A 21,292-nucleotide genomic window follows, 5' to 3' on the forward strand; every position below is an offset into this window, starting at 1 on the left:
CATTTAATTCAAATGGCAGTTTGTTTCTTTCAAATAAATTGTTATAATGAGTTCAATAAGTACATAACAACAATAACGTTGATGACCGTCAACTTTTGTTATAATCATTATCATTTTAACAAGCTGTATTGTCATTTGTATAGAGTAAGACTAAAATTTTTAGAAAGAGGTAAGTTCATGAAAAAACAGAAATTGCTGATTTGCATGCTGTCGAGTACTTTAGTATTGCCATCACTCCCCGTTTCTCACATCCATGCAGAAACCGCTAAACATATATCTGAAACACCCCAATCAGAAGAAACCTCTTCTGATGAATCATCATCCCTCGATGACAAATCAAAATCAGAAGAAACACCCTCTGATGAAACTGCATCATCTAATGAAGAAACACAAACCGAAAAATCTTCCTCTTCAAATAAGAAAGAAGAAAATACAAAATCATCTCAAACAAAAGATACGCCACGTGCAACACAAGAAGAACAACGTGATGAGGATTCCAATCGCCCTTCATCTTATTTGAACGACCATTTTTCAAATGACTACGATTTTATTAATCCTTCGCCTTTCAAATCATTGAGCCTTTCAAATATGTGGCACACGTGGTTCTCTTCAGATCATCAAGCGACAGAGTCGGAGCAACCGTCTCCTGAAACACCATCATCGGAAGCACCAACAACAGACAACACAACTTCAACTGATGAAGCGCAGTCGGCACCAACAACACAGGACGAACCCTCACCAGAAAAACCGGCGACTGAATCCACACCATCACGTGATAACAGTTACCTTTCTGAAAGCGACAAAGCTATTGCCGATGAACTAGATCGTATCAGTGACTCTACGGTACCATCTCAAACGTCAGACGAACAGAACCATACTTCTCAAGAACCGTCTTCTACTGAGGAAACGACGGAACCGTCCACAACACAGGACGCTACAGAGGAAACATCAGAAACACCTGAGACAAATGCTGACACAGATGTGTCTTCAAACGAAACACCTTCAACTGAAACAGAGACATCACAACCCTCTTCAGATGAAGATGCGTCCGCCTCAAGTTCAGACGACCATGTGATTGATGCGGTATTAGATGAATACAGTGAAAAATCAAAAGATACAGCGTCTCACTATGAAAACCAAAAAAATCAAACCACTGAGATGTCAAAAAATCAGAACAACACACAAACAAAAAATCCACAGCTTCCTTCAAAAGAAGCGTATCAAAAACGTGAAGCGCCTAAACAATCTTTTGAAGATGATTTTAAAGATGCGAACTTGAGATCGACAGCTACATTCGAGACATTACCAGGATTCTCTGGCTCTGACGATTCTCAAGACTTTGTGATTGCGGAAAATAAAAGTACACGTGATTTCATAAAAAAAATCGCAAAAGATGCGCATGATATCGGACAAAAAGAGGACATTTATGCTTCTGTCATGATGGCACAAGCAATTTTAGAATCGGATTCCGGAAATAGTGCATTAGCTCGAGCGCCTCATTATAATTTATTTGGTATTAAAGGCGCCTATAAAGGGCAATCCGCAACGTTCAATACACTAGAAGACAATGGCGGTCAGATGTATCAAATTTCAGCATCATTTCGCAGTTATCCAAACCAAAAAGCGTCTTTAGAAGACTATGCCGACTTAATGAAAAACGGCATTGATGGCAACCCTAACATCTACAAGCCTACGTGGAAAAGTGAAGCCCCAAGTTATCGTTCAGCAACAGAACATCTCTCAACAACTTATGCGACGGACTCACATTATGCTGATAAGCTCAACAGCATTATTAAACATTATGATTTAACACGATTTGATAAAAAACAGATGCCTGACCTCACACATGACACTACAACTCCTGAAGAGGCAGGCTCAGACTATAAACCATTTGTTGAAACGGACGGTACGTCTCCATATCCACATGGTCAATGTACATGGTACGTCTACAACCGTATGGCACAATACGGCCTTCATATTGGAGGAGATTTAGGAGATGCACGCAACTGGGATAACCGTGCGGAAGATGATGGCTACGACATCAGTATGACTCCTAAAGTACATAGCGCCGTTGTATTTGAAGCCGGTCAACAAGGGGCAGACAGTGTTTATGGTCATGTCGCATTCGTTGAAAAAGTAAACCGTGACGGCTCTATCGTTATTTCAGAATCCAATGTCAAAGGCCTTGGCGTTATCTCCTACCGCACGATTGACGCACAAGAAGCAAAAGACCTAACTTATATCCAAGGAAAACATTAATAGAAAAGCTCCATGCCCATCACTCTAAGGTGATGACATGGAGCATTTTTGTTTATGAAGACTTATGGGAATGACGCCGTTTGAGGCCCCAGAAGAGGAAGCCACCGATAACAATCATCAATATACCTAAAGGAAGAAGGCGTTGTTTCGCGATTTGGCCTGCTGCCGGTAAGTCAAAATTGCCATTATGATCAAACAGACCACTCAAGAAACTATCTGTCGGTTTAAGTAAAGATAACGCGCGACCTTGTGTCGGATTAGGCAGGTCCGGAATATTATCTAGTAGACTTTTACCATTTAACAATTGGTCTAATAACCCTAATGGATTAAAGAGGTTAGACTGCCCTCTGAGTAACCCTCCCTCTAAAAGACGACTATGCGAAGGATTAAATAAATCTTGCATACGGTCTAAAGGATTAAACATCCCATGTATTTTAGACTTTAACCGTTGGATATCATTATTCGCTTTGATAAGCTGATTTAAATGCTTATCCGCATCTGATTTTAACAATTTGAGAAGTTCTCCACGTGCGTTTGCTTTATTTTCAAGTCGCTCAGCAAGGGCATGGGCTACGTCAGGACTGAATTTAGACTTTAAGATAGTTTCTAAAGCTTGGCGTTGATTATGCGCTTGGTCAAACACATTTTCTAAAATATCATCCGCTGTCATATCAGGGCCGTAACGCTGTTTCAGACGTTCCAAGATTTGCGCATTCGTCGGATTACCTTTTAAAATGTCATCTGCTATTTTCGATGCTTCTGTGCTATCAAAACGCGTAGACAATAAGGTTTCAATTAAATCTTTACGTTGCGTCGTATTTTCTAACATTGAACGTAGTAAATCATCACTCGTTAACGTTGTGAAACGGTCTAATTGACTCACAATTTGATTCGCAATTTGCGCATTCGATTTGCCATCTGTTTGTATCCGTTTTAATACATTAGCCGCTTCTTTGTCGTTTAGCGTCTCTCCAATCAACGCACGTACCGCTTCTGGTTTATTATCCACCGTATTTAAGCGTTGGCGCACAACATCATTTTGTTCATTTAACTCACGTTGGATAGACTGAATCTCTTTATTTAAGAGTGCCTTACGTTCCTCTGATAGATTCGGTTCAGTCGCAAGTTTAGATTCAAAAGCCTTTAAGCCCTCCTCTTTCGTTGCGACGTAATGGTCTAAAGCACCTTGATTTTCATCAGAAACAGATAACAACTGGTGAAGATTCTTTTTCAAATTACTGGTATCGGGCTCTTTTTGATTCAATGTCTCTGCTAAATGACGGGCAGATAATGTCGCGTCATCATTTAAATTTACGTCAGATAGTTTACCCCCATCAACTTTATGAGTAGAAGAATCAACTTCAGTAAAAAAACGGTCTATATTTTGATTGATTTGTTCGTGATTGCTACGCAGTTCTTCTAATTTTTGATTCATTTCTGAAGGAGATTGACGTAAATAAGATGCTTGATTTCCCTCTTCTGTTGATAAAAGATCAACATGAGCCTCTTTTAATAAACGGTCAATTTCATCAATACTTTGTGCTTGATGAATGTCTGTATTCAACTGTGCTTTTTGTTGAGCCGAGAGTGTTTTTAACTTTTGAATATCCGCTTGGCTTTTTTGTATATATGCTTCTAGAGATGTCGGACGCTCCCCTTGTGTCACTTGTTCAGCATGCGCGATTGGCGTAAATTGATTTCCCAATATACCCGTGATGATAATCAAAGTAGCACTAGACATCTTCAATGAACGGCTTAAATGATTGGACTTATTCCAATATGTGTCTCTCACCTTTTTCATACCTTTCTATTTTAGCTCAATAACATTATAGACGTAATTTAACACATTTTCTCGCAAAATCACATGGGAATGTACCTTGAAATTATACTATATTTTGAGATGAAGATAATAGCTCTTTTAGTTATTTTTATTCATCTTTACTAGTGAAGTTATCATAAATTTCTTTTTAATCTCCTTAAAAAATGATAATTTTTTATAGTGAAAATAAAACATTCTATTATTATATTTTAAAACAAACTACCTTATTGGAAATTAGGAGTATGTTCATGATTGGTTAATTAAAAATTTTCAATAATATTTTCAAAAAAATAAAAATACAGAATCGTACCGATGACCTAATGAGGCCTCGGTACTTTTTTAGTGCTATTACAATGTGATTCCCCATAATTCTTAACAGAATTACTATTTCTATATTCCCCTCATTCATATTTAATCCTTGGAAAAGATATCCCTTTAATAGCATTTACTCTCTAAACTTTAACTATTTATAACTTAATTAAAAATCATTAATGTTTAGTTAAGCAGAATTTAATTATAAATAGAACTCCTCACGCTTATAATAAGGGTGATTGTTAGTATTACGTAATCACGAATAATCAATTACTTTGGGAAATAGAAAAAGAGGAGCAATGAAAATGAAATTATCTACAATCGCTAAAACAAGCTTAGCATTAGGAATTTTAACAACAGGCGTCATGACAACACACGCTCAATCTGTAGATGCTACTGGTTTTAATTCTGATGGTGTTTACTTAACACCAAAGTCTACTCAAGAATTAATTAATTACTATAAAAAATCAAGCTTCGACCATCACAATCTTTCTGGACATAGAATTGATAATAAAGTTGAATTCTTAGATGAAACTATACATCAACCGATTGATGTAAGGTTAACTGGTTCAGATAAAGATAGATTTAAAAACGATAGCGATCTAACTAATGTAGATGTATTTGTCGTTAGAGAAGACTCTTCCAGACAAGTCAATAATCAGTCAATTGGTGGTATTACAAAACCAAATAGCCAAGAATACACTGACTACGTTAAAAAAGTACCTTTTTCAATAGAAAGAAATAAAAACGGCCTTAAAACAACTCAAGACCTTCAGCAATATCAAATAAAAAAGGAAGAAGTATCTCTTAAAGAACTGGACTTCAAGTTAAGAAAAGAATTAATAGATAAACATGGCTTATATAGCTATGGTAATAATGCCGGAAAAATTGTTATAAAAATGAAAGACAGAGACCTTGCAAATGATTACTATACTTTTGACTTAAGTAAAAAATTAGAAGAAGAACGCATGGGTGATGTAGTTGATACTAAATATATTGATCGTATCGATGTGGAATATAAATAATAATATCTAGGAGTTTATGATGAGAGAGAATTTTAAGTTACGTAAAATGAAAGTCGGCTTAGTTTCGGTTGCCATCGCGGCAATGTATATAACAATACAAGGCCAAGCGGAAGCTTCTGAAAATGTGGCTGAGGTTAATCAGCCAACAGCAAAACAAACTGTTTTAGAAAAGCAGGTTGAAACGAAACCTCAGCTTAATACTGAAACACAAGTGAATCCAACTGTTCACTCCCTTGAACAAGTTGATCCAAAACAAAAAGAGACAAAAGAAGACGCACAGGAGAACTTTGTTAAATTAAATCAAGTTCAGCCTGGAGACACAAAAATCACAGGTAAAACGGTGCCTAATCAAATTGTTTCACTCACTTTGGACGGGAAAAGCCTAGGCTCTGTTGAAGGTGAGAATGATGGATTTGTAACGGCAAGTGAATCTGGAGATTTTGAATTTGATTTAAAAGACCGAAAAATTGTTTATAACCAAAAAGTGGATGTTTCATCATCAAACTTAAATTTTGAACTTGAGGATGAGGGTTCAGAAGATGAAATGATTGAAGAAGAGATTGCAGAGGCTACTGATACTACAACTACGGGCCGTTACGACAAGGCATACGAAATCCCTACGCAACAATTAGAGAAAAAGAATGGTCATCACCAAGTGTTAGTAGAACCTATTATTCAAGATTCTGGCATTATTAAAGGCCATACATCCGTGAAAGGCCGCGTAGCACTTGCCATCAACAATAAGTTTGTTGATCTAGGTTTTGACGATTTTGACAAAAATACACCATTAGAAAAAGCGAAATCACGTAATGAAGGTATTTGGAAATTTATTGATGACAAAGGCTACTTTGAGTTTGACCTTAAACGTAAACCTTTTGAAAATTATCATCTTAAAAAAGAGGATTTAGTCTCACTTACATTTAAACCTGATGATGAGGAAGAAGCGTTAAATCCATTAATTTTCAATGTTAAAGTAAGCGACTTTGACACTGTCGCATCTGCAACAACAACGTATCGTCCTGATGATGTGAAAAAAGTAGTTACTTTGAACACTGGTGCAGATGATTTAGAAGTTGAAAATATACATGGGTTTGTTTATGAAAGTGATCGCGGAATCGACAAACCTGTAGAAGGCGGTCAAGGCACTAGAATTATCAAAGGTAAAACTAAGTTTGCGTATGCAGTCGTGAACGTCACTTCAAGTCTCGGTGAAGGTAATGAATTCCCAGACTTACAAGTGAATGATAGAGGAGAATTTTCATTCAATGCATCTGAAGCAGGTTATCGCTTAAATAATGGAGAAAAACTTCATTTTACGGTTGTAAACCCATTGAATGGGAACATTTTAAGTAAATTAGTCACTAAAGAAGTTCAAGTCGCTGAGTCTGAAGAACAAAAGAAAGAGAGAGTGTTCGATGAGTTACTTGAAGTGACACCCGCTTATTATCAGCTAGTAGGCGATGAAATCAGAGGCTATGACACCTTGGGCAATGTCCTCACGTATTTCAATGCTTATGATAAAAAAGAACTAGCGCACAATATTTACAAAGGTCACTAAAGGCAACAACAGATGCAAGAATGATGGACCAATGAAAAAATGTATTTCACTACACTCCTTTATTTATAAATAAAAAACAGCGCGAGGGTTATTCAGTTTCTCCCTTCTGAAATAACCCTCCGCTGTCTATATTTAATGGTTAAAGTTATAAAATTGCATAGCGTTACCTCTCAGTACACCTTCAACCGCTTCCATATCTAATCCGCTCTCTTTAATGTACTGTACCCCACGTGTATATTTTTCATCTTGGAAATATGGGAAGTCAGAGCCCATCATAAATTTGTCTTCTCCGAACGTTTCAATCGCATTCACTAACGAAGATCCTTGGAAGTTCGCGGTATCGAACCAAAATTGACGATTTAAAAGTTCATATGGATCGGCATTAAACGCATGCCAATCTTCATAATTGTCTTTAATACGGGTCATGAAAAATGGGAGTGCGCCTCCTAGATGAGAAATGTGAAATTGAATGTTTGGATATTTTTGAGGAATTTCATTTTTTATTAAATGTAATGTGATAAATGTGGATTCTAACGGTGCACCAATGACCCACTCTAGACCGTAGTCATTGATTAATGGACTTTGCGCACCACAACCGGTCGGATGAATGTACAATGTTGCGTGTAGCGCATTCATGGCTTTGAAAAAGTCTTCAAATTGATGGTCAGCAATGGACACTTTATCTTTCACAAGCGTTGGAATCGCAATCCCTACAAAAGCGTCTTTTTTCAATAAGGCTTTTGCTTCTTCAATCGCTTGATCCACGTAAGGAAGTGAGACTGCCCCGTAGGCTAAAAAACGGTCAGGATGTTTTTCCACTAATGCTTCGTATAATGTATTAATCTCATTGGCGCTTTGATGCGCTTCTTCTTTTGTGCCCCATTGTGGCGATTGCGGGGTTGCTGAAAGAATTTGTAAATCGACCCCGGCATCATCCATCATTTTGAATCGTTTGTTTAAGTCATCGTCACTTTCAGATTGATGAATCCCTTTGGCCACCTCTGTCCCTTGACTTCCTAACGCTCCTAGCTTTTCTAAATAAGCTTCACTCCATAAGTGCGCATGTGTATCAATCGCTTTAACATCACTCATTGCAACAACCTCCCACTATTTATTACATCTCATATATTAGTAGTATCACTCGTCGTTATTTTCAAACGTTGTTTCACAGTTATTTCGTTGTTGGAACCTCGTTTTTTACAAAAAAGGCAAGTCCAACACCGATGAGCGCCACGAGCGCCACGATGTAATAGGTCATATTCAATCCAAACACCACACTTGCTGTTCCGCTTCGAGACGTTCCTTGCGCGAGGCTGGTCATCGCTGTCACAAGCAATCCTGTACCTATGGCCGCAGAAATTTGGCGCATCGTATTATTCATCGCTGTACCATGTGCAATATATTTCATCGGTAACGCATTGAGAGCTGCCGTCGTCATCGGTGTCATAATCATGGCGTTTCCTAGCATCATGACAGAAAAACTAAAGATGATGTAGAGTATCGGCTTTGACACATGAATTTGAGCCAACAATAAAGCGCCAATCAAAATAATACTCATCCCTAAAATACTCAAACTGCGACCGCCCATTTTATCAAAAACTTTTCCCATTACAGGAGAAAGCAAGCCCATGACAAGTCCCCCTGGTAAAAGAATTAAACCTGATAATAATGGCGACCAGTGAAGCGTATTTTGCATAAATATCGGTAAAATCGTCATACTGCCGATAAATAACATAAACATTAAAATAATCAACATCATAGAAATGGTGAAATTACGATATTTGAACACTCTAAATTCTAATAAAGGTGTTTCAAGACGCAGTTGTCGTAGCACAAATAATATTAAAATCACGATAGAAAGGATGAGCGTCACATAGACGACGGGGTGTGTCCATCCAAGTTGACCTGCCACACTAAATCCATATAACAATCCCCCAAATCCAAGCGTCGTTTCGATCACTGAGAGGACATCGAAGTTCGGATGCGTTAGTTGTGTCATATTTTGAAGTGTGACATATCCGAAAATAAAATCAGCGACTGCGATAAGCAACACAATTAAGAATAAGTAACGCCAGTCGAAAAAGTTAACAAACCACCCTGACGCTGTCGGTCCTATCGCTGGGGCAAAACCAATGACCAACCCAAACATGCCCATCGCTAACCCACGTTTTTCTGGGGGGAAAATAATGAAAAGAAGCGTTTGTGTGAGTGGCATCAACATGCCTGCGCCTAACGCTTGAACCGCTCTACCGACTAATAATATTGAAAAGTTTGGTCCAATAAAACATAAAAAAGAACCGACTACTACAAACCCGGTTGCTGTAAAAAATAATTGTCGTAACGTAAAACGTTCTATTAAAAAGGCCGTGACAGGAATCATAATCCCATTCACTAACATAAAAATAGTCGTAAGCCATTGGACGGTATTACTTGAAATTTGAAAATCGTGCATTATTTCAGGCAAAATGGTCGCAAGCAACGTTTGATTGAGCACCCCAATAAACGCGCCAATCATCATGACGGCAACGACACGTTGACTGCCCTTTTTATCCATCACTGTCTGTTGTATACCTGAATCCACTTTGAATAACCTCTTTTCTATAAACGGAATCAACTCTCTTTTATTTTATTCGGAATCAATTCCGCTTGTCAAACAACTGAATTCTATAAAAAATACCCACTGTCCTCCGGGGTTTTCACCGAGTGACAGCGGGTGGTCTTTAACGTATTGATGGTGCACTTATTTCTTGTGATTCTTATTCAATGTAGCTCAACGGCAAACCACTTTCCAATGATTGGCGCACATCAATGACCCGTTGATTCAAAGAACCTTTGTAGGCTAAATTCGGTTGATACAAAGGCTGAATAAAAGGACCATCTACCAGTACATCAATCAGAGATAACAATTGATAGCGGAGACCTGTATCACGCGCCAAATATTCAAACAAAAATCCTGTCCAGACCCACAACGTTTTGCGAGGACCAAATCGTTTACGAAAGGCTTCTGCCAATTTTAATGTGATATCAACATTACAAAAAGGTTCCCCACCTAAAATGCTTAACCCCGCAATATAGTCAGGTTCACATGCCTTTAAGATTTCAGAAAGGACCTCATCCGTGAACGGCTCCCCGTAAGTAAATTTTTGCGCGGCCACGTTATAACACCCCTCACATTGAAAGGGACACCCTGAAACGTATACACTGACGCGCACCCCTTCGCCATCGACAAAACTCTGTTGTTCAATTTTAGCGATATAGCCGCGACCTTCTACAATATCAAGAGTGCTCATGAGGATCCGTTTCCTTTAAATGTTTCACACGCGCACAAATTTCTTTTTGACGTCCTTCAATGACCGGTCTTTGAACTGGATTTCCTAAATAGCCACACGTCCGCTTCACCACATCAATCGTTTTCGGATCATGATTCCCGCAATGTGGACACATATAGCCTTGCGCCGTCGTCTCAAAATCCCCTTCAAATCCACATTCATAACAGCGGTCTATCGGGATATTTGTCCCTAAGTAGCCGACTTTGTCATAAGCATAATCCCATACCGCTTCAAGCGCCTTTAAATTATGATTTAATTTAGGATACTCACAATAATGAATAAATCCACCACTCGCGTAATGCGCATAGTCTTTTTCAAAATCAATCTTTTCAAAAGGCGTCACATCTTTACGGACGTCATAATGAAACGAATTAGTATAATACCCTTTATCTGTAATGTTTGGAATCGCTCCAAATTTTTCATAATCTAAACGGCAAAAACGATCCGTCAATGATTCACTCGGTGTACTATAAATGCTAAACCAAATCTCCGTTTCTTCTGTCCATTGCTCTTGATAATCTTTCATTTCTTTTAATATCTCTAATGTGAACGCTTTGGCTTCAGCATTCGTTTCCCAGGTAGGTCCATAAAATACAGTGGCAACTTCATATAAACCAATGTATCCCATAGACACTGTCGCCCGTTGGTGTTTAAACAGTTTAGCAACGGCTTCTTCCGCTTGGAGTTTATATTTAAATGCGCCGCTTTTATATAAAATCGGGGCGTTTTGAGGCGTCGCTTGAAGCACACGTTCTATCCGATACAGGAGCGCTTCATGGAGAATGTCCATACGTTCATGGAACAATTGCCAAAACGCGTGTTTGTCCCCTTGAGATTCAATCGCGATTCGAGGCAGATTGAGCGTGACCACACCTAAATTACAACGTCCATTGTTTTCAAAATGCCCCTCTACATCACGCCAAGCCGGCAAGAAAGAACGACATCCCATCGGCGCTTTAAAATCCCCTAAAATGTCTACGAGTGCATCATAATTTAGAATATCTGGATACATGCGTTTCGTCGAACATTCGAGCGCCAATTGTTTAATATCATAATTCGGATCATCTTTACTAAAATTAACGCCTTTTTTAATCGAAAAGACCAATTTTGGAAAAATGGCAGTCATCCGATTTTTACCGAGCCCTTTAATCCGTGTTTTTAAAATCGCCGTTTGAATTTTTCGGCTCAATTCATCTGTTCCGAGTCCGAAACCAAGTGTGACAAATGGCGTTTGTCCATTTGAAGTGTATAATGTGTTAATTTCATATTCTAAACTTTCAATCGCATCGTGGATATCTTGTGTCACTTGTTGATCGATATAGTCTTCTTGCGCCTTAGCTTTCACAAATTGTTCAGCAACTGCACGGTGATGTGCCTCATTATGACGGGCATATGTACTCAACAATTCGTCAACACGGTCTACTGTACATCCCCCGTATTGACTGCTAGACACGTTCGCAATAATTTGAACAAGTTGCGCCGTCGCCGTTTGAATCGATTTAGGGGAGGTCACATTCGCATTTCCAATTTCAAACCCATGGGCAAGCATGGACTCTGCATCAATGAGACAACAATTCGTCAACGGTTGAAACGGATGATAATCTAAATCATGAAAGTGAATGTCACCATTTATATGTGCTTCTGCCACGCGTTGAGGTAATAAATGTTCTAACGCATAGGACTTTGAAACCACTCCTGCAGTTAAATCTCGCATCGTTGAAAACGTGTTGCTATCTTTATTTGCATTCTCATTCACTACCGTTGGATCTTTTGTGATGAGACCTTGTAAGGCAACCTCAAGTTGTTTCATTTCACCACTCCATTCTATATATAGTACCTATTGTTAATTTAAAACACTATATATAGTAGTTCAAACAAAAATAGAAGTGTTAACATAACTGTCATAGCATTGTTGAGAAATTTTGAACTTTGAAGCGTAAACAATTCTAAAATGAATGAGATTATAAAAAGTTCAAAAATCAACTCCACCGTTGAAGATATGAAAAAACAACGAACAAAGTCTCACACAATGTTCGTTGTTCAATAGGAGAAAACCCCTTGTCAATTATTGATTTTTCACGTCAATCGTTGCTTTAATATACTTTTCTGCTTGTTCAAAATGCGCACGTTCATCGGCATCTAGTTCAATGTCAAATACATGTGCCACCCCTGAGCGATTGGTTAACGTCGGTAAACCGATAGCTAGTGCTTTCTCTTCGTTGAGAGAAGTGAGTGGTAAGATAGATTTTTCATTTAACATTAAGCGTTTGATTAAGTCGACCGTCGTTTTAGAAATCGCCGCATTCGTCCATCCTTTATTTTTAAGAACATCAAAAGCGACTTTATCGACTTTTTGTGTAATGGCTTCTTTATTAATGGCCGGTTTTTGAGACAATGTTTCAAATTCTGTTAATGACATCCCTGAGATAGTCACTTTACTCCAAACAGGCACCGCATTTTTACCATGTTCACCGATAACAAATGCCTCAACACTTTTAGGGTCGATGTCGTAATGATCCGCAATCAACGTTCTAAAGCGTGCACTTTCAAGTAACGTCCCTGTCCCCATAATTTTTTCATTTGGATAATCATTCGCTTGTGTCGCAATATAAGTCATCGCATCTACAGGATTTGAAATGAAAATGACGAGGGGTTGTTGCGTCACCGCATTAATTTGATTCATAATATCTTCAATTAAAGAAATATTCCCTTTCGTTAAAGCCGTACGATCCGAAATTTCAGGGTCCATAGGGACACTTGCGGTAACGACCACCACATCCGCATCTTTTAAATCGTCGTAAGTTCCTTGGATAATCTCAATATGGTTCGTCGTTTTTAATCCTTGAGTATGGTGGTGATCGAGTACTTCACCATACGCTAACGTTTCATTGGAATCAATGACAACAATACTTGAAAACAAGTTGGTAGACTGCACATCTGTTAAAATTTGACTTCCTACTTTTCCAACACCAATAATACCTAATTTCATCTTATCCTCTCCTTTATTTAACGATTTTAAGTGTTAAAGCATATTTTAATATAATACGATACAGATTTAAAATAAAAACGTAAAATGTCGTGTATTTTCAAACAAAAAAGCCGTCAACTTTAGTAGTTTTACGGCTTTAAAACGGGGCCTCCACTTTTGGAATTATTCCCCTTGGTATGTTTTAACTTTATTCGTTTTCATATCAAAATATTTCAGAGATTGTTTACGTTTTTCTAATTTTTGTTTGGCATCAATACTGTAATCATTGTTGTATAATGTCGCTTCCCAACTCCCATACATTGGGTTCGGGAAAATAATATATTTACTACCAAATTCATCTTCATGTTGTCTTACTAATTCATCACGAGATTTCGGTGTTGCTGATTTAGGCTCATCAAAATCAAGTAAATTGTCACCAAATAGCATCACTAAGTTGTAATCTGTACGTACTTTATCGCGACGTTCTTCCTTACTCTTATCGCCTTCTTTTTTAAGTAACACATGTTTTTTATCAGCTTGAGGTAGCTTTTCTTTTTTCAAATTTTTAATTGTCGCATCTAAATCTTTTTCATGCGAACGGTCTGACACATAAAAAATTTCAACATCATGTTTATCTGCATATGTTAAAAAGTCTTTCGCACCATAAACGGGTTTAGCTTGCGCACTCTTCACCCATTCATGCCAACCTGTTGGGAAAGATTGCCCCTTTAAAGTACTTGCGGCTTGGTAGGGAGAGTTATCAAGTACAGTTTCATCGATATCTAGCACAATCGCTAATTTTTTACCGCCTTTATGGTGTTTAATTTTTTTGCTTAACGCTTCTTTTGCGCTGTTATACCCTTGCGCATATAACGCTTTCGCTTCTGCAGAATTTTGGTACCACGCCACACTCATGACATTTTGTTCGCCTAATTGCTTCGTGTAGTCATGTTCATGTTGCGCTTGAGTTTGTTGTGTCGGTGCTTGTTGTGTTCCCGCAAACGTATCGGCAGGAACTGTTGAAGTGATCATACCTAGGGCTAAAAGTGTCGTTGCTGTCTTTGTCCATTTGTTCATAATATCCATTCACCTTTTTATGTATATTGTATAAAATTAGAACAATTAATTATTGTCTTATACGTTTATATCATAAGTGTTTTTATGAAAAAGCTCAACAATTATGAGAGCGTTTTAATGGGTTTATTTTCTGGTGCAAATGCTATTGAAATGGCGTGTTCACATTCGCCTCTTCTGGTATTTTTAAAATCTTTTAATTTAATCAGGCTTTGGTTCTCCTCTCTTGATGTTAGTAAAAATGAAAAAATCCCTTTAAGTGCCATTAATATCAACACTTAAAGGGATTTATATAGTTTTTAAAATTGATGAACGCAACCACTTTTTATGGTTTGTTTCACATCCATGTGCTCATCAAGTATCACAAGGTCGGCAAGTTTACCTTCTTTAATACTGCCTTTTTGGTCATCAATACCTAATACTTGTGCTTGATTGAAGCTTGTACATCTCCAAAGCGTTTCTAAGGAGTCTTCAGTAAATGCCATTAAATTTCTTAAGCCTTCGTTCATTTTTAAAATACTTCCTGCTAATGAACCGGTTTTTAAATGCGCTTCATTGTCTTTCACAATCACATCTTGTCCGCCAAGGTCGTAACAACCGTCTGGCATACCTTTCGCACGCATTGCATCAGTAATTAAGTAGAGATGGTCTGCCCCTTTTTGTTTATAGGCAATTTTTACTGACGCTGGATGGGAATGTACGCCATCGCCGATGATTTCGCAATTGATATTTGGGTTTAACCATGCTGCGCCGAACATTCCAGGATCACGATGGACAAAAGGTGTTCCGGCATTATAAAGATGTGTGACATGTTTAACCCCTATTTCAGAAGCATGGTTGGCTTGATCGAATGTGACCTCTGAATGCCCCATTGAAAAAATAACGTCATTTTTCATGGCTTTAATTGTTTCTTCAGCCCCTTCAACTTCAGGTGCAATGGTCACAATTTTAATTTGACCCTGGGCTACATTTTGTAAATGTTGTAATTGATCTGGCGTGGGTCTCTGAATAAATTTAGGGTTTTGTGCGCCTATTTTATGTTCAGAAATGAAGGGGCCTTCTAAATGGACACCAATAATGTCAGCCGCTTCTATCCCTTTTTGGTCCTGTTGCACTTTAACAATATTTTTTAGCGCGCGCTCAATCGCTTGAGTCGATTGCGTCATTGTTGTGGCAAGAAAGGAGGTCGTTCCCTCTGATAACAACTGAGAGGCTAAGTGTTGCAGTCCTGTATAGGAAGCATCCATCGCATCTTCACCATATCCTCCATGAATGTGTATGTCTATAAATCCAGGAAGTATATGTTGCCCCTCTGCATCAATTGTTTCTAAGTCACCTGTATAAGGCCCTTCTTTAATTTCTTTAATCGTGTCATTTTCAATAATGAGATATCCTTTAGGAATTCGACCTGTTTCCGTGTAGATTGAGCCATTCACGATTGCATAAGACATAGTATACCTTCTTTTCTTAAATATTTTCTTTATTCATCCTCATCGTCAGAAGTTAATAAATCATTAATATGAATTATCCCATCTTTTGCTTTTTGTGCATAGTCTTCTTCTTGGCCAATCATTTGCGCATTAATATAGCTAATAATCATAGGTAAGTTCATACCCGTGTAAAGTTGATAATGTTCTCCTTGCATAATCATCTTTGAGACTGTATTCGCTGGTGTGCCTCCTTGTAAATCTGCAAAGACGACGATGTCATCTCCCTCATGAACAAGAGCTTTAAAATGGCTTTCAAAATCTTCTTGTCCTTGTTCAGGTGTTAAGGCTACCGTATATATATTTTCTTGAGGACCGAGTATCATTTCAACGCTGTCTTTGATGCCTTCACAAAATGAGCCGTGACTGACTAAAATCAATTTTTCCATAATCTACCCATCCTTTTTAAATATTTGTAATAACGCCTAATGCAGATAAAATAATAGAAACAATAATCACGATAAATATGGCTTTAGTAGAGTTCATATTTTTTCGACCTAGCAACCAATAAATTGCAAAAACAATAATCAGGGGTAATAAACGTGGTAATATCATATCTGCATTATTTTGAATATTAATCGTTAAATCACCAATTTTAGGTGCCCATGCAAATTTAGCACGTATCATTGTAGCTACTAATGCGCCTACCATAAATACACCTAATAAAGTGGCTGCATTGGTTAAGGCTTCAAGTCGATGTTGCATGGTTGTCACTAACGAAATCCCTTCCTTATAGGCAAACTTCAATTGTTTCCATCTGAAAACGATAATCGCCAAAGTAGCCACAAACCATAACAACGCACCAAACGGATTGCCATCTTGAGCCATATTTGCAGCGATTGCCCCAAAAATTGTAGGAATTAAAGAGGCGAAAATGGCATCACCGACTGCCGCAAACGGTCCCATCAGACCTACTTTGATCCCTTTGATTGATTCTTTTGCCGCAAATTGCTCTTTTTCTTCCATTGCAATATCAATACCTGTAATAATCGTATTGAAGAAGTTACTTGTGTTGAAAAATTGCGTATGTGTTTGCATCATTTCTTTAAGTTCAGGAGTATCATCGCCATAAATTTTACGTAGTTGCGGTAAAATTGTGTACAAATAACCCGAACCTTGCATACGTTCATAGTTCCAACCCAACTGATAGAAGAATAAACTTCTAATATTGATTTGTCTAAAGTCTTTGTCAGTGAGTTGATAAGGTGTTTTTGGAGGTGTCCCCGTTAGCTTATCTGTATTTTTCATGTTCTTAGTGTCAGCAGTATCAGATATATTGATTTTATTTTGATCATAGTTCGTCATCATCAATCTCTCCTTCACCCTCAACATTTTCACTATTTTGATTATTCTGGCTATTAGAAGTTGCTGATACCGCTCTTGGTGTAGATGAGCGTTTATATTCTAAAGCCGCAAAAGCAAAGCCAATTGCAGCAATTGCAAGCATAGGTAATGATGAGAACGTCATATCAAACTTTTTATCTAATCCTGCCACCGCAGTACCGAGTCCTGACATGCCATCAAATAGCGTCACCATAATTGCTGTAATAATAAATCCAAAAATAAAATATGGATAATGTTTTTTTAATGGTAAGTAACGAAGTAAAATTGCAAAACCTACTGCCGGTAATAGTGCGCCAGCGACTGTTAAGCCATCTCCAAGCCATTTTAAATCTCCATTTAAATAATTCACAATGCTTTTCACCACGCCGCCACCGAATACAAGCGCTAAACATACAGGGATCGCACGAGATAAAGCCCATGGAATTGCACCATATAAGAAGTTACGTTCAATCCCTTTGTAATCCATTTGCTCAATTTTTGCATCAATACGATGCGCAAAAAATGTATTTGTGAATCGCGCAAGAATATCTGTTTGAATCATTAAACTGGCCACAGGCACCGCTAATGTTGCAAGTGCTTGTTGTGGATTCATCCCTAACGCTACAGAAAACGCTACAGCTAACACTGTTCCAGAGTTTGCATCAATACGAGACGCACCGCCAAAGGTACCTACACCTAAGATAGTTAACTGCATCCCACCACCAATGATAAGTCCAGTCGTAATGTCCCCCATGATTAAACCTGAGACAATCCCTGCAAACACAGGATGTCCAAAAATGTTGAATTGTAAATCATCAAGAATTTGATAACCTGCATAAATTGTTAATAATAGTATCTGCCACCACATAATTTCCATAGCAAACACCCCCTATTTACTCTTTAATTAATGTCATAAAATCTACAACTTTGTCGTTTGGTACCATTTGAGAAATAATTTTTACACCTTCATCTTTTAATTTTTGAAAGTTTTCAATATCTTCGTCCATTACGTTGATTGAATTTGTGATTGAGCGTGTTTCATTCGTTTGGGACATGTTGCCGACATTGAGTTCCTCTATTTTCACACCGTGACGTACAAGTTCGACAAATCGATCTGGGCGTTTCGCAATAATCATCACACGTTGTGAATCGTATTTACCATTTATAATATTTTGAGCCGCTTTTTCTATAGGTAATACACTTAATTTAATCCCAGCGGGAGTCGCTAATTTAAGCGCTTGTTTATCAATATCACTTTGTGCGACTTCATTATCAATGACCATAAAACGACTAATATTTAATTTGGTTGCCCATAAGTTTGCGACTTGTCCATGAATCAGTCTTCCGTCAATTCTATTTGCAATAATTGCCATATTACATCTCTCCTTTTTTAATTTGAAAACTGTGCTTTTTTCAATAAATTTATAGATTCACTAAATTTTCCTTCTGTATCAAAAATAATGATCTCGTTTTTTCCTTCTTTTAATAAAGCTTTTGAAATATATAAAGACTGCGTCGGCCCTATATTCCAATAACGGCCAATGTTAAATCCATTTACTAATACGATTCCTTTTCCAAATTGACGCATATCGATATGTGTATTTTCAGGATGCTCAACATCAAACACATACTTATAAAAAGCAGGATGATTGGCATGCCATGCATTTTCAAAATGTTCTTCCTTAAGTAACTCAAAATGAATATCATAGTGTTCCCAGTTCTGAACAAAATGCAAATCTTGCATTAAACCTTGGCCTAGTCCTTTGCGTTGCGTCGCTGCTAGCAATTTGTAGCCATAATTCACGCGTCCCATATTTTCAACTAAAATATCTATCGTAGCATCATCTTCCAATGCGACTTCAAACTGATCTCCTATCTCTTCTTGGTAGGCCTGATATTCCAGTTGCTGATTCACGTAAAAATGAACACGGTCTCTAGCATCAACGATACGGAATTTTTCTTTATCTGTTTCTTTTTTAATAGTGGTTCTATACAACATATATCCATATCCTGTGCCCGCTTCTTCCATCGTTTGCGGATAAAAATGAAGCGTTTTATGGGAAATGTCCTCTAAAATTTCAAATAAACTTACCTTACCAGCTAATTGAATATTTTTAACTTCCATGAACGTTTTGATTTTCGGCTCAAATTGTTCAATGGACGGTAGCGATTTTTTCAGCATTTTTTGTAAGGCAAAATATTTATCATTCGGGTTACCTGCTTCATCTAAAGGCGCATCATAATCGTATGAGGTCACTTGAGGTAAATCTTTCGTTCCACGTGCTGAACATCCGTTCCAAAAACCAAAATTGGTACCTCCGTGAAACATATACAAATTTACTGAACCCATTTCAATGGCCGTTTGCACTTCATTTGCCAAATCTTGACCATCTCGTTTAATAATGTCTTCTCCCCAGCGATTGAACCAACCATCCCAAAATTCCATACACATTAACGGCCATGTTTTGCCATATTCTTGATGAAAGGCTTTCAAATTTTCAAAATTTTGTTGGGTGCGAGAGCCAAAATTACCAGTGGGTAAAACATTATCTTTAATCATGCTTCCGGCACGTAAACATTGCGCCCATGCACCATCTGACGTCACAAAAGGCACCACAACGCCTTCATTTATCATCATGTCTTGAATGGCACGTAAATATTCTGCATCTTCACCAAATGAACCATATTCATTTTCAATTTGCATCATAATGATGGGACCACCGTTATCGATTTGTAAGGGCGTTAAAATTTTAAACAGCTCATGAAAGTATTTTTCTACTTTTTCTAAAAATTTAGGGTCACGTGAGCGAATTCTCATATTTCTATCATTCAATAGCCATGCGGGTAAACCTCCAAATTCCCATTCTGCACAGATGAAAGGGGACGGCCTTACAATGGCATATAAACCTAAATCATGTGCTGTTTTTAAGAAAAGTCCTACATCTTTATGACCCGTAAAATCATATTCTCCTTCAATCATCTCGTGAAAATTCCAAGGGACATACGTTTCAACTGTATTAAATCCGAGTGCCTTTAAATTATAAAGAGAATGAGCCCAATCCTCTTTAGGCATTCTAAAATAATGAATTGTTCCAGATAATATTTTGAAAGGCTTATCGTCTAAAAAAAAGTCCTTTTCAATTTTAAATCGACTCATGGAATAACCTCCTATACTATTCAGGAATAGGCGTTGCCGTGCGCTGATTCACTTGATTAAGGGCGATAAGATTTTGTAAGCCCTCATTCTTTAACCATTCCTGTGCTGCTTGTTCTCCATCGTTCATTAATACCTCTGTGGCACCTTTCCAAGTTGCACGCCCACATAGAACGCCATTAAAACGAGCACCATGTTCAGATGCAAATACAAGCGAATCATTGAATAGCTGTGCAGTCACCCCAGCGCTTAAATAAATATAAGGCAGGTCGGTCGCCTCACTTTGCGCTTTAAAGGCTTGGGCGGCTTCCTCTTGCGTCATTATGACTTTTGAACCAAACCCTTCAACAAAGTTCATATTTACAGGTATTTCGACTTTTAATGTATCCACCCCAAAGCGTGGCTCACTAAACAATTTCATCGCTTGGTTGACTTTGTGCGGTTTTACTTTAGCAAAAGCTTCACCTTTTTCGTCACCTATAGTGTCGTCATAAGTTAAAATCTCTAACAAAAATGGTACGTTTTCTGCTTTACACTCTGAACCCACACGCTCTATCATCGCTTGTTTCTTTTGGTTAATTTCTTCTGATTCATCCACATCGTAATAAAGTAAAAACTTGATAGCATCGGCACCCATTTGTACTAAACGTCTTACACTTTGATTTTCAATGAGTCGTGGTAAGCGCCCAGGTTGTTCTTTGAGATATCCCGTTTGTTCATAAGCTAAAATCAAACCAGAATGCGCATCATTTTCCTTTATCGCCTCTGTCCCAAACTCTGGATCCACTAGAAAGCTTGACCCTTCTGGAGTCAATGTTTCAGCGACAAGTTTTTTAAACACCGTCAAATTCTCAGTGGTTCCCTTATCACCTAAAAGGTTCATTAATGCTCCGCGTTGGTCTACTGCGACTGCGGCATAAATTCCGTTTTTATCTACTAATTTACTTAAATCTTTTGTTTTCAATTACAACCGCTCCCCTTCTA

17 protein-coding genes are annotated in these 21,292 nt (G+C 37.9%); 3 read left to right on the top strand and 14 right to left on the bottom strand.

Going from position 1 to position 21,292, the window contains the following annotated elements; genetic code table 11:
* The first annotated feature begins 177 nt into the window (after positions 1 to 177).
* Entirely contained in the window at positions 178 to 2,259 is a 2,082-nt protein-coding gene (locus tag G8Y84_RS00400) for an amidase domain-containing protein (protein ID WP_037576368.1), read from the top strand.
* Positions 2,260 to 2,311: 52 nt separating this feature from the next.
* Here G8Y84_RS00400 and G8Y84_RS00405 read toward each other — a convergent pair whose 3' ends face one another.
* Positions 2,312 to 4,060 carry a hypothetical protein gene (locus tag G8Y84_RS00405; protein ID WP_133171047.1) on the bottom strand — a complete coding sequence of 583 codons (1,749 nt, stop codon included), beginning with the start codon at positions 4,058 to 4,060 and terminating at the stop codon, positions 2,312 to 2,314.
* Between the two features lie 635 nt (positions 4,061 to 4,695).
* Between G8Y84_RS00405 and G8Y84_RS00410 the strand changes: the two genes are divergently transcribed.
* Both G8Y84_RS00410 and G8Y84_RS00415 read left to right on the top strand, forming a co-directional pair.
* Entirely contained in the window at positions 4,696 to 5,415 is a 720-nt protein-coding gene (locus G8Y84_RS00410) for an exotoxin beta-grasp domain-containing protein (RefSeq protein ID WP_037576372.1), read from the top strand.
* A 19-nt stretch (positions 5,416 to 5,434) separates the two neighbouring features.
* A complete protein-coding gene (locus G8Y84_RS00415; protein WP_037576374.1) occupies positions 5,435 to 6,973 on the top strand; it encodes a YSIRK-type signal peptide-containing protein in 1,539 nt (512 codons plus the stop codon).
* Between the two features lie 132 nt (positions 6,974 to 7,105).
* On the opposite strand, the gene G8Y84_RS00420 is transcribed toward G8Y84_RS00415, so the two are convergent.
* The 13 genes from G8Y84_RS00420 to G8Y84_RS00480 form a co-directional block, all read right to left on the bottom strand.
* On the bottom strand, positions 7,106 to 8,065 hold the full coding sequence (locus tag G8Y84_RS00420; RefSeq protein ID WP_165806040.1) for an amidohydrolase family protein: 960 nt from the start codon (positions 8,063 to 8,065) through the stop codon (positions 7,106 to 7,108).
* 79 nt (positions 8,066 to 8,144) lie between these two features.
* A complete protein-coding gene (locus tag G8Y84_RS00425) occupies positions 8,145 to 9,527 on the bottom strand; it encodes an MDR family MFS transporter (RefSeq protein WP_037576488.1) in 1,383 nt (460 codons plus the stop codon).
* A gap of 202 nt (positions 9,528 to 9,729) precedes the next feature.
* Positions 9,730 to 10,263, bottom strand: coding sequence for an anaerobic ribonucleoside-triphosphate reductase activating protein (gene nrdG / locus G8Y84_RS00430; protein ID WP_105963043.1), 534 nt, complete (start codon positions 10,261 to 10,263; stop codon positions 9,730 to 9,732).
* Positions 10,250 to 12,112, bottom strand: coding sequence for an anaerobic ribonucleoside-triphosphate reductase (gene nrdD, locus G8Y84_RS00435; protein WP_037576381.1), 1,863 nt, complete (start codon positions 12,110 to 12,112; stop codon positions 10,250 to 10,252). Before nrdD ends, nrdG begins: the two co-directional genes overlap by 14 nt.
* 255 nt (positions 12,113 to 12,367) lie before the next feature.
* Positions 12,368 to 13,291 carry a lactate/malate family dehydrogenase gene (locus G8Y84_RS00440; protein ID WP_037576384.1) on the bottom strand — a complete coding sequence of 308 codons (924 nt, stop codon included), beginning with the start codon at positions 13,289 to 13,291 and terminating at the stop codon, positions 12,368 to 12,370.
* Between the two features lie 162 nt (positions 13,292 to 13,453).
* The gene (locus G8Y84_RS00445) at positions 13,454 to 14,347 is read right to left on the bottom strand and encodes a 5'-nucleotidase, lipoprotein e(P4) family (protein WP_037576386.1); all 894 of its coding nucleotides are present in this window, start codon (positions 14,345 to 14,347) and stop codon (positions 13,454 to 13,456) included.
* Between the two features lie 296 nt (positions 14,348 to 14,643).
* Positions 14,644 to 15,795: an N-acetylglucosamine-6-phosphate deacetylase gene (gene nagA, locus G8Y84_RS00450; protein ID WP_037576388.1), complete on the bottom strand. Its 1,152-nt coding sequence runs from the start codon at positions 15,793 to 15,795 to the stop codon at positions 14,644 to 14,646.
* 29 nt (positions 15,796 to 15,824) lie between these two features.
* Positions 15,825 to 16,220, bottom strand: a complete 396-nt coding sequence (locus tag G8Y84_RS00455) for a PTS sugar transporter subunit IIA (protein ID WP_037576389.1) — start codon at positions 16,218 to 16,220, stop codon at positions 15,825 to 15,827.
* A gap of 16 nt (positions 16,221 to 16,236) precedes the next feature.
* Positions 16,237 to 17,136 (bottom strand): PTS system mannose/fructose/sorbose family transporter subunit IID, encoded by a 900-nt coding sequence (locus G8Y84_RS00460; RefSeq protein ID WP_165806041.1) that lies wholly within the window; start codon positions 17,134 to 17,136, stop codon positions 16,237 to 16,239.
* The gene (locus G8Y84_RS00465; protein ID WP_103159413.1) at positions 17,123 to 18,031 is read right to left on the bottom strand and encodes a PTS mannose/fructose/sorbose/N-acetylgalactosamine transporter subunit IIC; all 909 of its coding nucleotides are present in this window, start codon (positions 18,029 to 18,031) and stop codon (positions 17,123 to 17,125) included. Before G8Y84_RS00465 ends, G8Y84_RS00460 begins: the two co-directional genes overlap by 14 nt.
* Positions 18,032 to 18,047: 16 nt before the next feature.
* The gene (locus G8Y84_RS00470) at positions 18,048 to 18,527 is read right to left on the bottom strand and encodes a PTS sugar transporter subunit IIB (RefSeq protein WP_107366569.1); all 480 of its coding nucleotides are present in this window, start codon (positions 18,525 to 18,527) and stop codon (positions 18,048 to 18,050) included.
* A 17-nt stretch (positions 18,528 to 18,544) separates the two neighbouring features.
* Positions 18,545 to 20,311 carry a glycoside hydrolase family 35 protein gene (locus G8Y84_RS00475; RefSeq protein WP_107366568.1) on the bottom strand — a complete coding sequence of 589 codons (1,767 nt, stop codon included), beginning with the start codon at positions 20,309 to 20,311 and terminating at the stop codon, positions 18,545 to 18,547.
* Positions 20,312 to 20,327: 16 nt separating this feature from the next.
* Entirely contained in the window at positions 20,328 to 21,272 is a 945-nt protein-coding gene (locus tag G8Y84_RS00480) for a tagatose 1,6-diphosphate aldolase (protein WP_103159410.1), read from the bottom strand.
* Positions 21,273 to 21,292 lie beyond the last annotated feature (20 nt).

The sequence above is a fragment of the Staphylococcus sp. 11511212 genome, assembly GCF_011394755.1.
GTDB classification, from domain to species: domain Bacteria; phylum Bacillota; class Bacilli; order Staphylococcales; family Staphylococcaceae; genus Staphylococcus; species Staphylococcus chromogenes.

Coding starts and splice junctions, on each gene's coding strand:
- G8Y84_RS00400 (WP_037576368.1), top strand. CDS start 178: ATGAAAAAACAGAAATTGCTGATTTGCATGCTGTCGAGTACTTTAGTA.
- G8Y84_RS00405 (WP_133171047.1), bottom strand. CDS start 4,060: ATGAAAAAGGTGAGAGACACATATTGGAATAAGTCCAATCATTTAAGC.
- G8Y84_RS00410 (WP_037576372.1), top strand. CDS start 4,696: ATGAAATTATCTACAATCGCTAAAACAAGCTTAGCATTAGGAATTTTA.
- G8Y84_RS00415 (WP_037576374.1), top strand. CDS start 5,435: ATGAGAGAGAATTTTAAGTTACGTAAAATGAAAGTCGGCTTAGTTTCG.
- G8Y84_RS00420 (WP_165806040.1), bottom strand. CDS start 8,065: ATGAGTGATGTTAAAGCGATTGATACACATGCGCACTTATGGAGTGAA.
- G8Y84_RS00425 (WP_037576488.1), bottom strand. CDS start 9,527: ATGGATAAAAAGGGCAGTCAACGTGTCGTTGCCGTCATGATGATTGGC.
- nrdG (WP_105963043.1), bottom strand. CDS start 10,263: ATGAGCACTCTTGATATTGTAGAAGGTCGCGGCTATATCGCTAAAATT.
- nrdD (WP_037576381.1), bottom strand. CDS start 12,112: ATGAAACAACTTGAGGTTGCCTTACAAGGTCTCATCACAAAAGATCCA.
- G8Y84_RS00440 (WP_037576384.1), bottom strand. CDS start 13,291: ATGAAATTAGGTATTATTGGTGTTGGAAAAGTAGGAAGTCAAATTTTA.
- G8Y84_RS00445 (WP_037576386.1), bottom strand. CDS start 14,347: ATGAACAAATGGACAAAGACAGCAACGACACTTTTAGCCCTAGGTATG.
- nagA (WP_037576388.1), bottom strand. CDS start 15,795: ATGTCTTATGCAATCGTGAATGGCTCAATCTACACGGAAACAGGTCGA.
- G8Y84_RS00455 (WP_037576389.1), bottom strand. CDS start 16,220: ATGGAAAAATTGATTTTAGTCAGTCACGGCTCATTTTGTGAAGGCATC.
- G8Y84_RS00460 (WP_165806041.1), bottom strand. CDS start 17,136: ATGACGAACTATGATCAAAATAAAATCAATATATCTGATACTGCTGAC.
- G8Y84_RS00465 (WP_103159413.1), bottom strand. CDS start 18,031: ATGGAAATTATGTGGTGGCAGATACTATTATTAACAATTTATGCAGGT.
- G8Y84_RS00470 (WP_107366569.1), bottom strand. CDS start 18,527: ATGGCAATTATTGCAAATAGAATTGACGGAAGACTGATTCATGGACAA.
- G8Y84_RS00475 (WP_107366568.1), bottom strand. CDS start 20,311: ATGAGTCGATTTAAAATTGAAAAGGACTTTTTTTTAGACGATAAGCCT.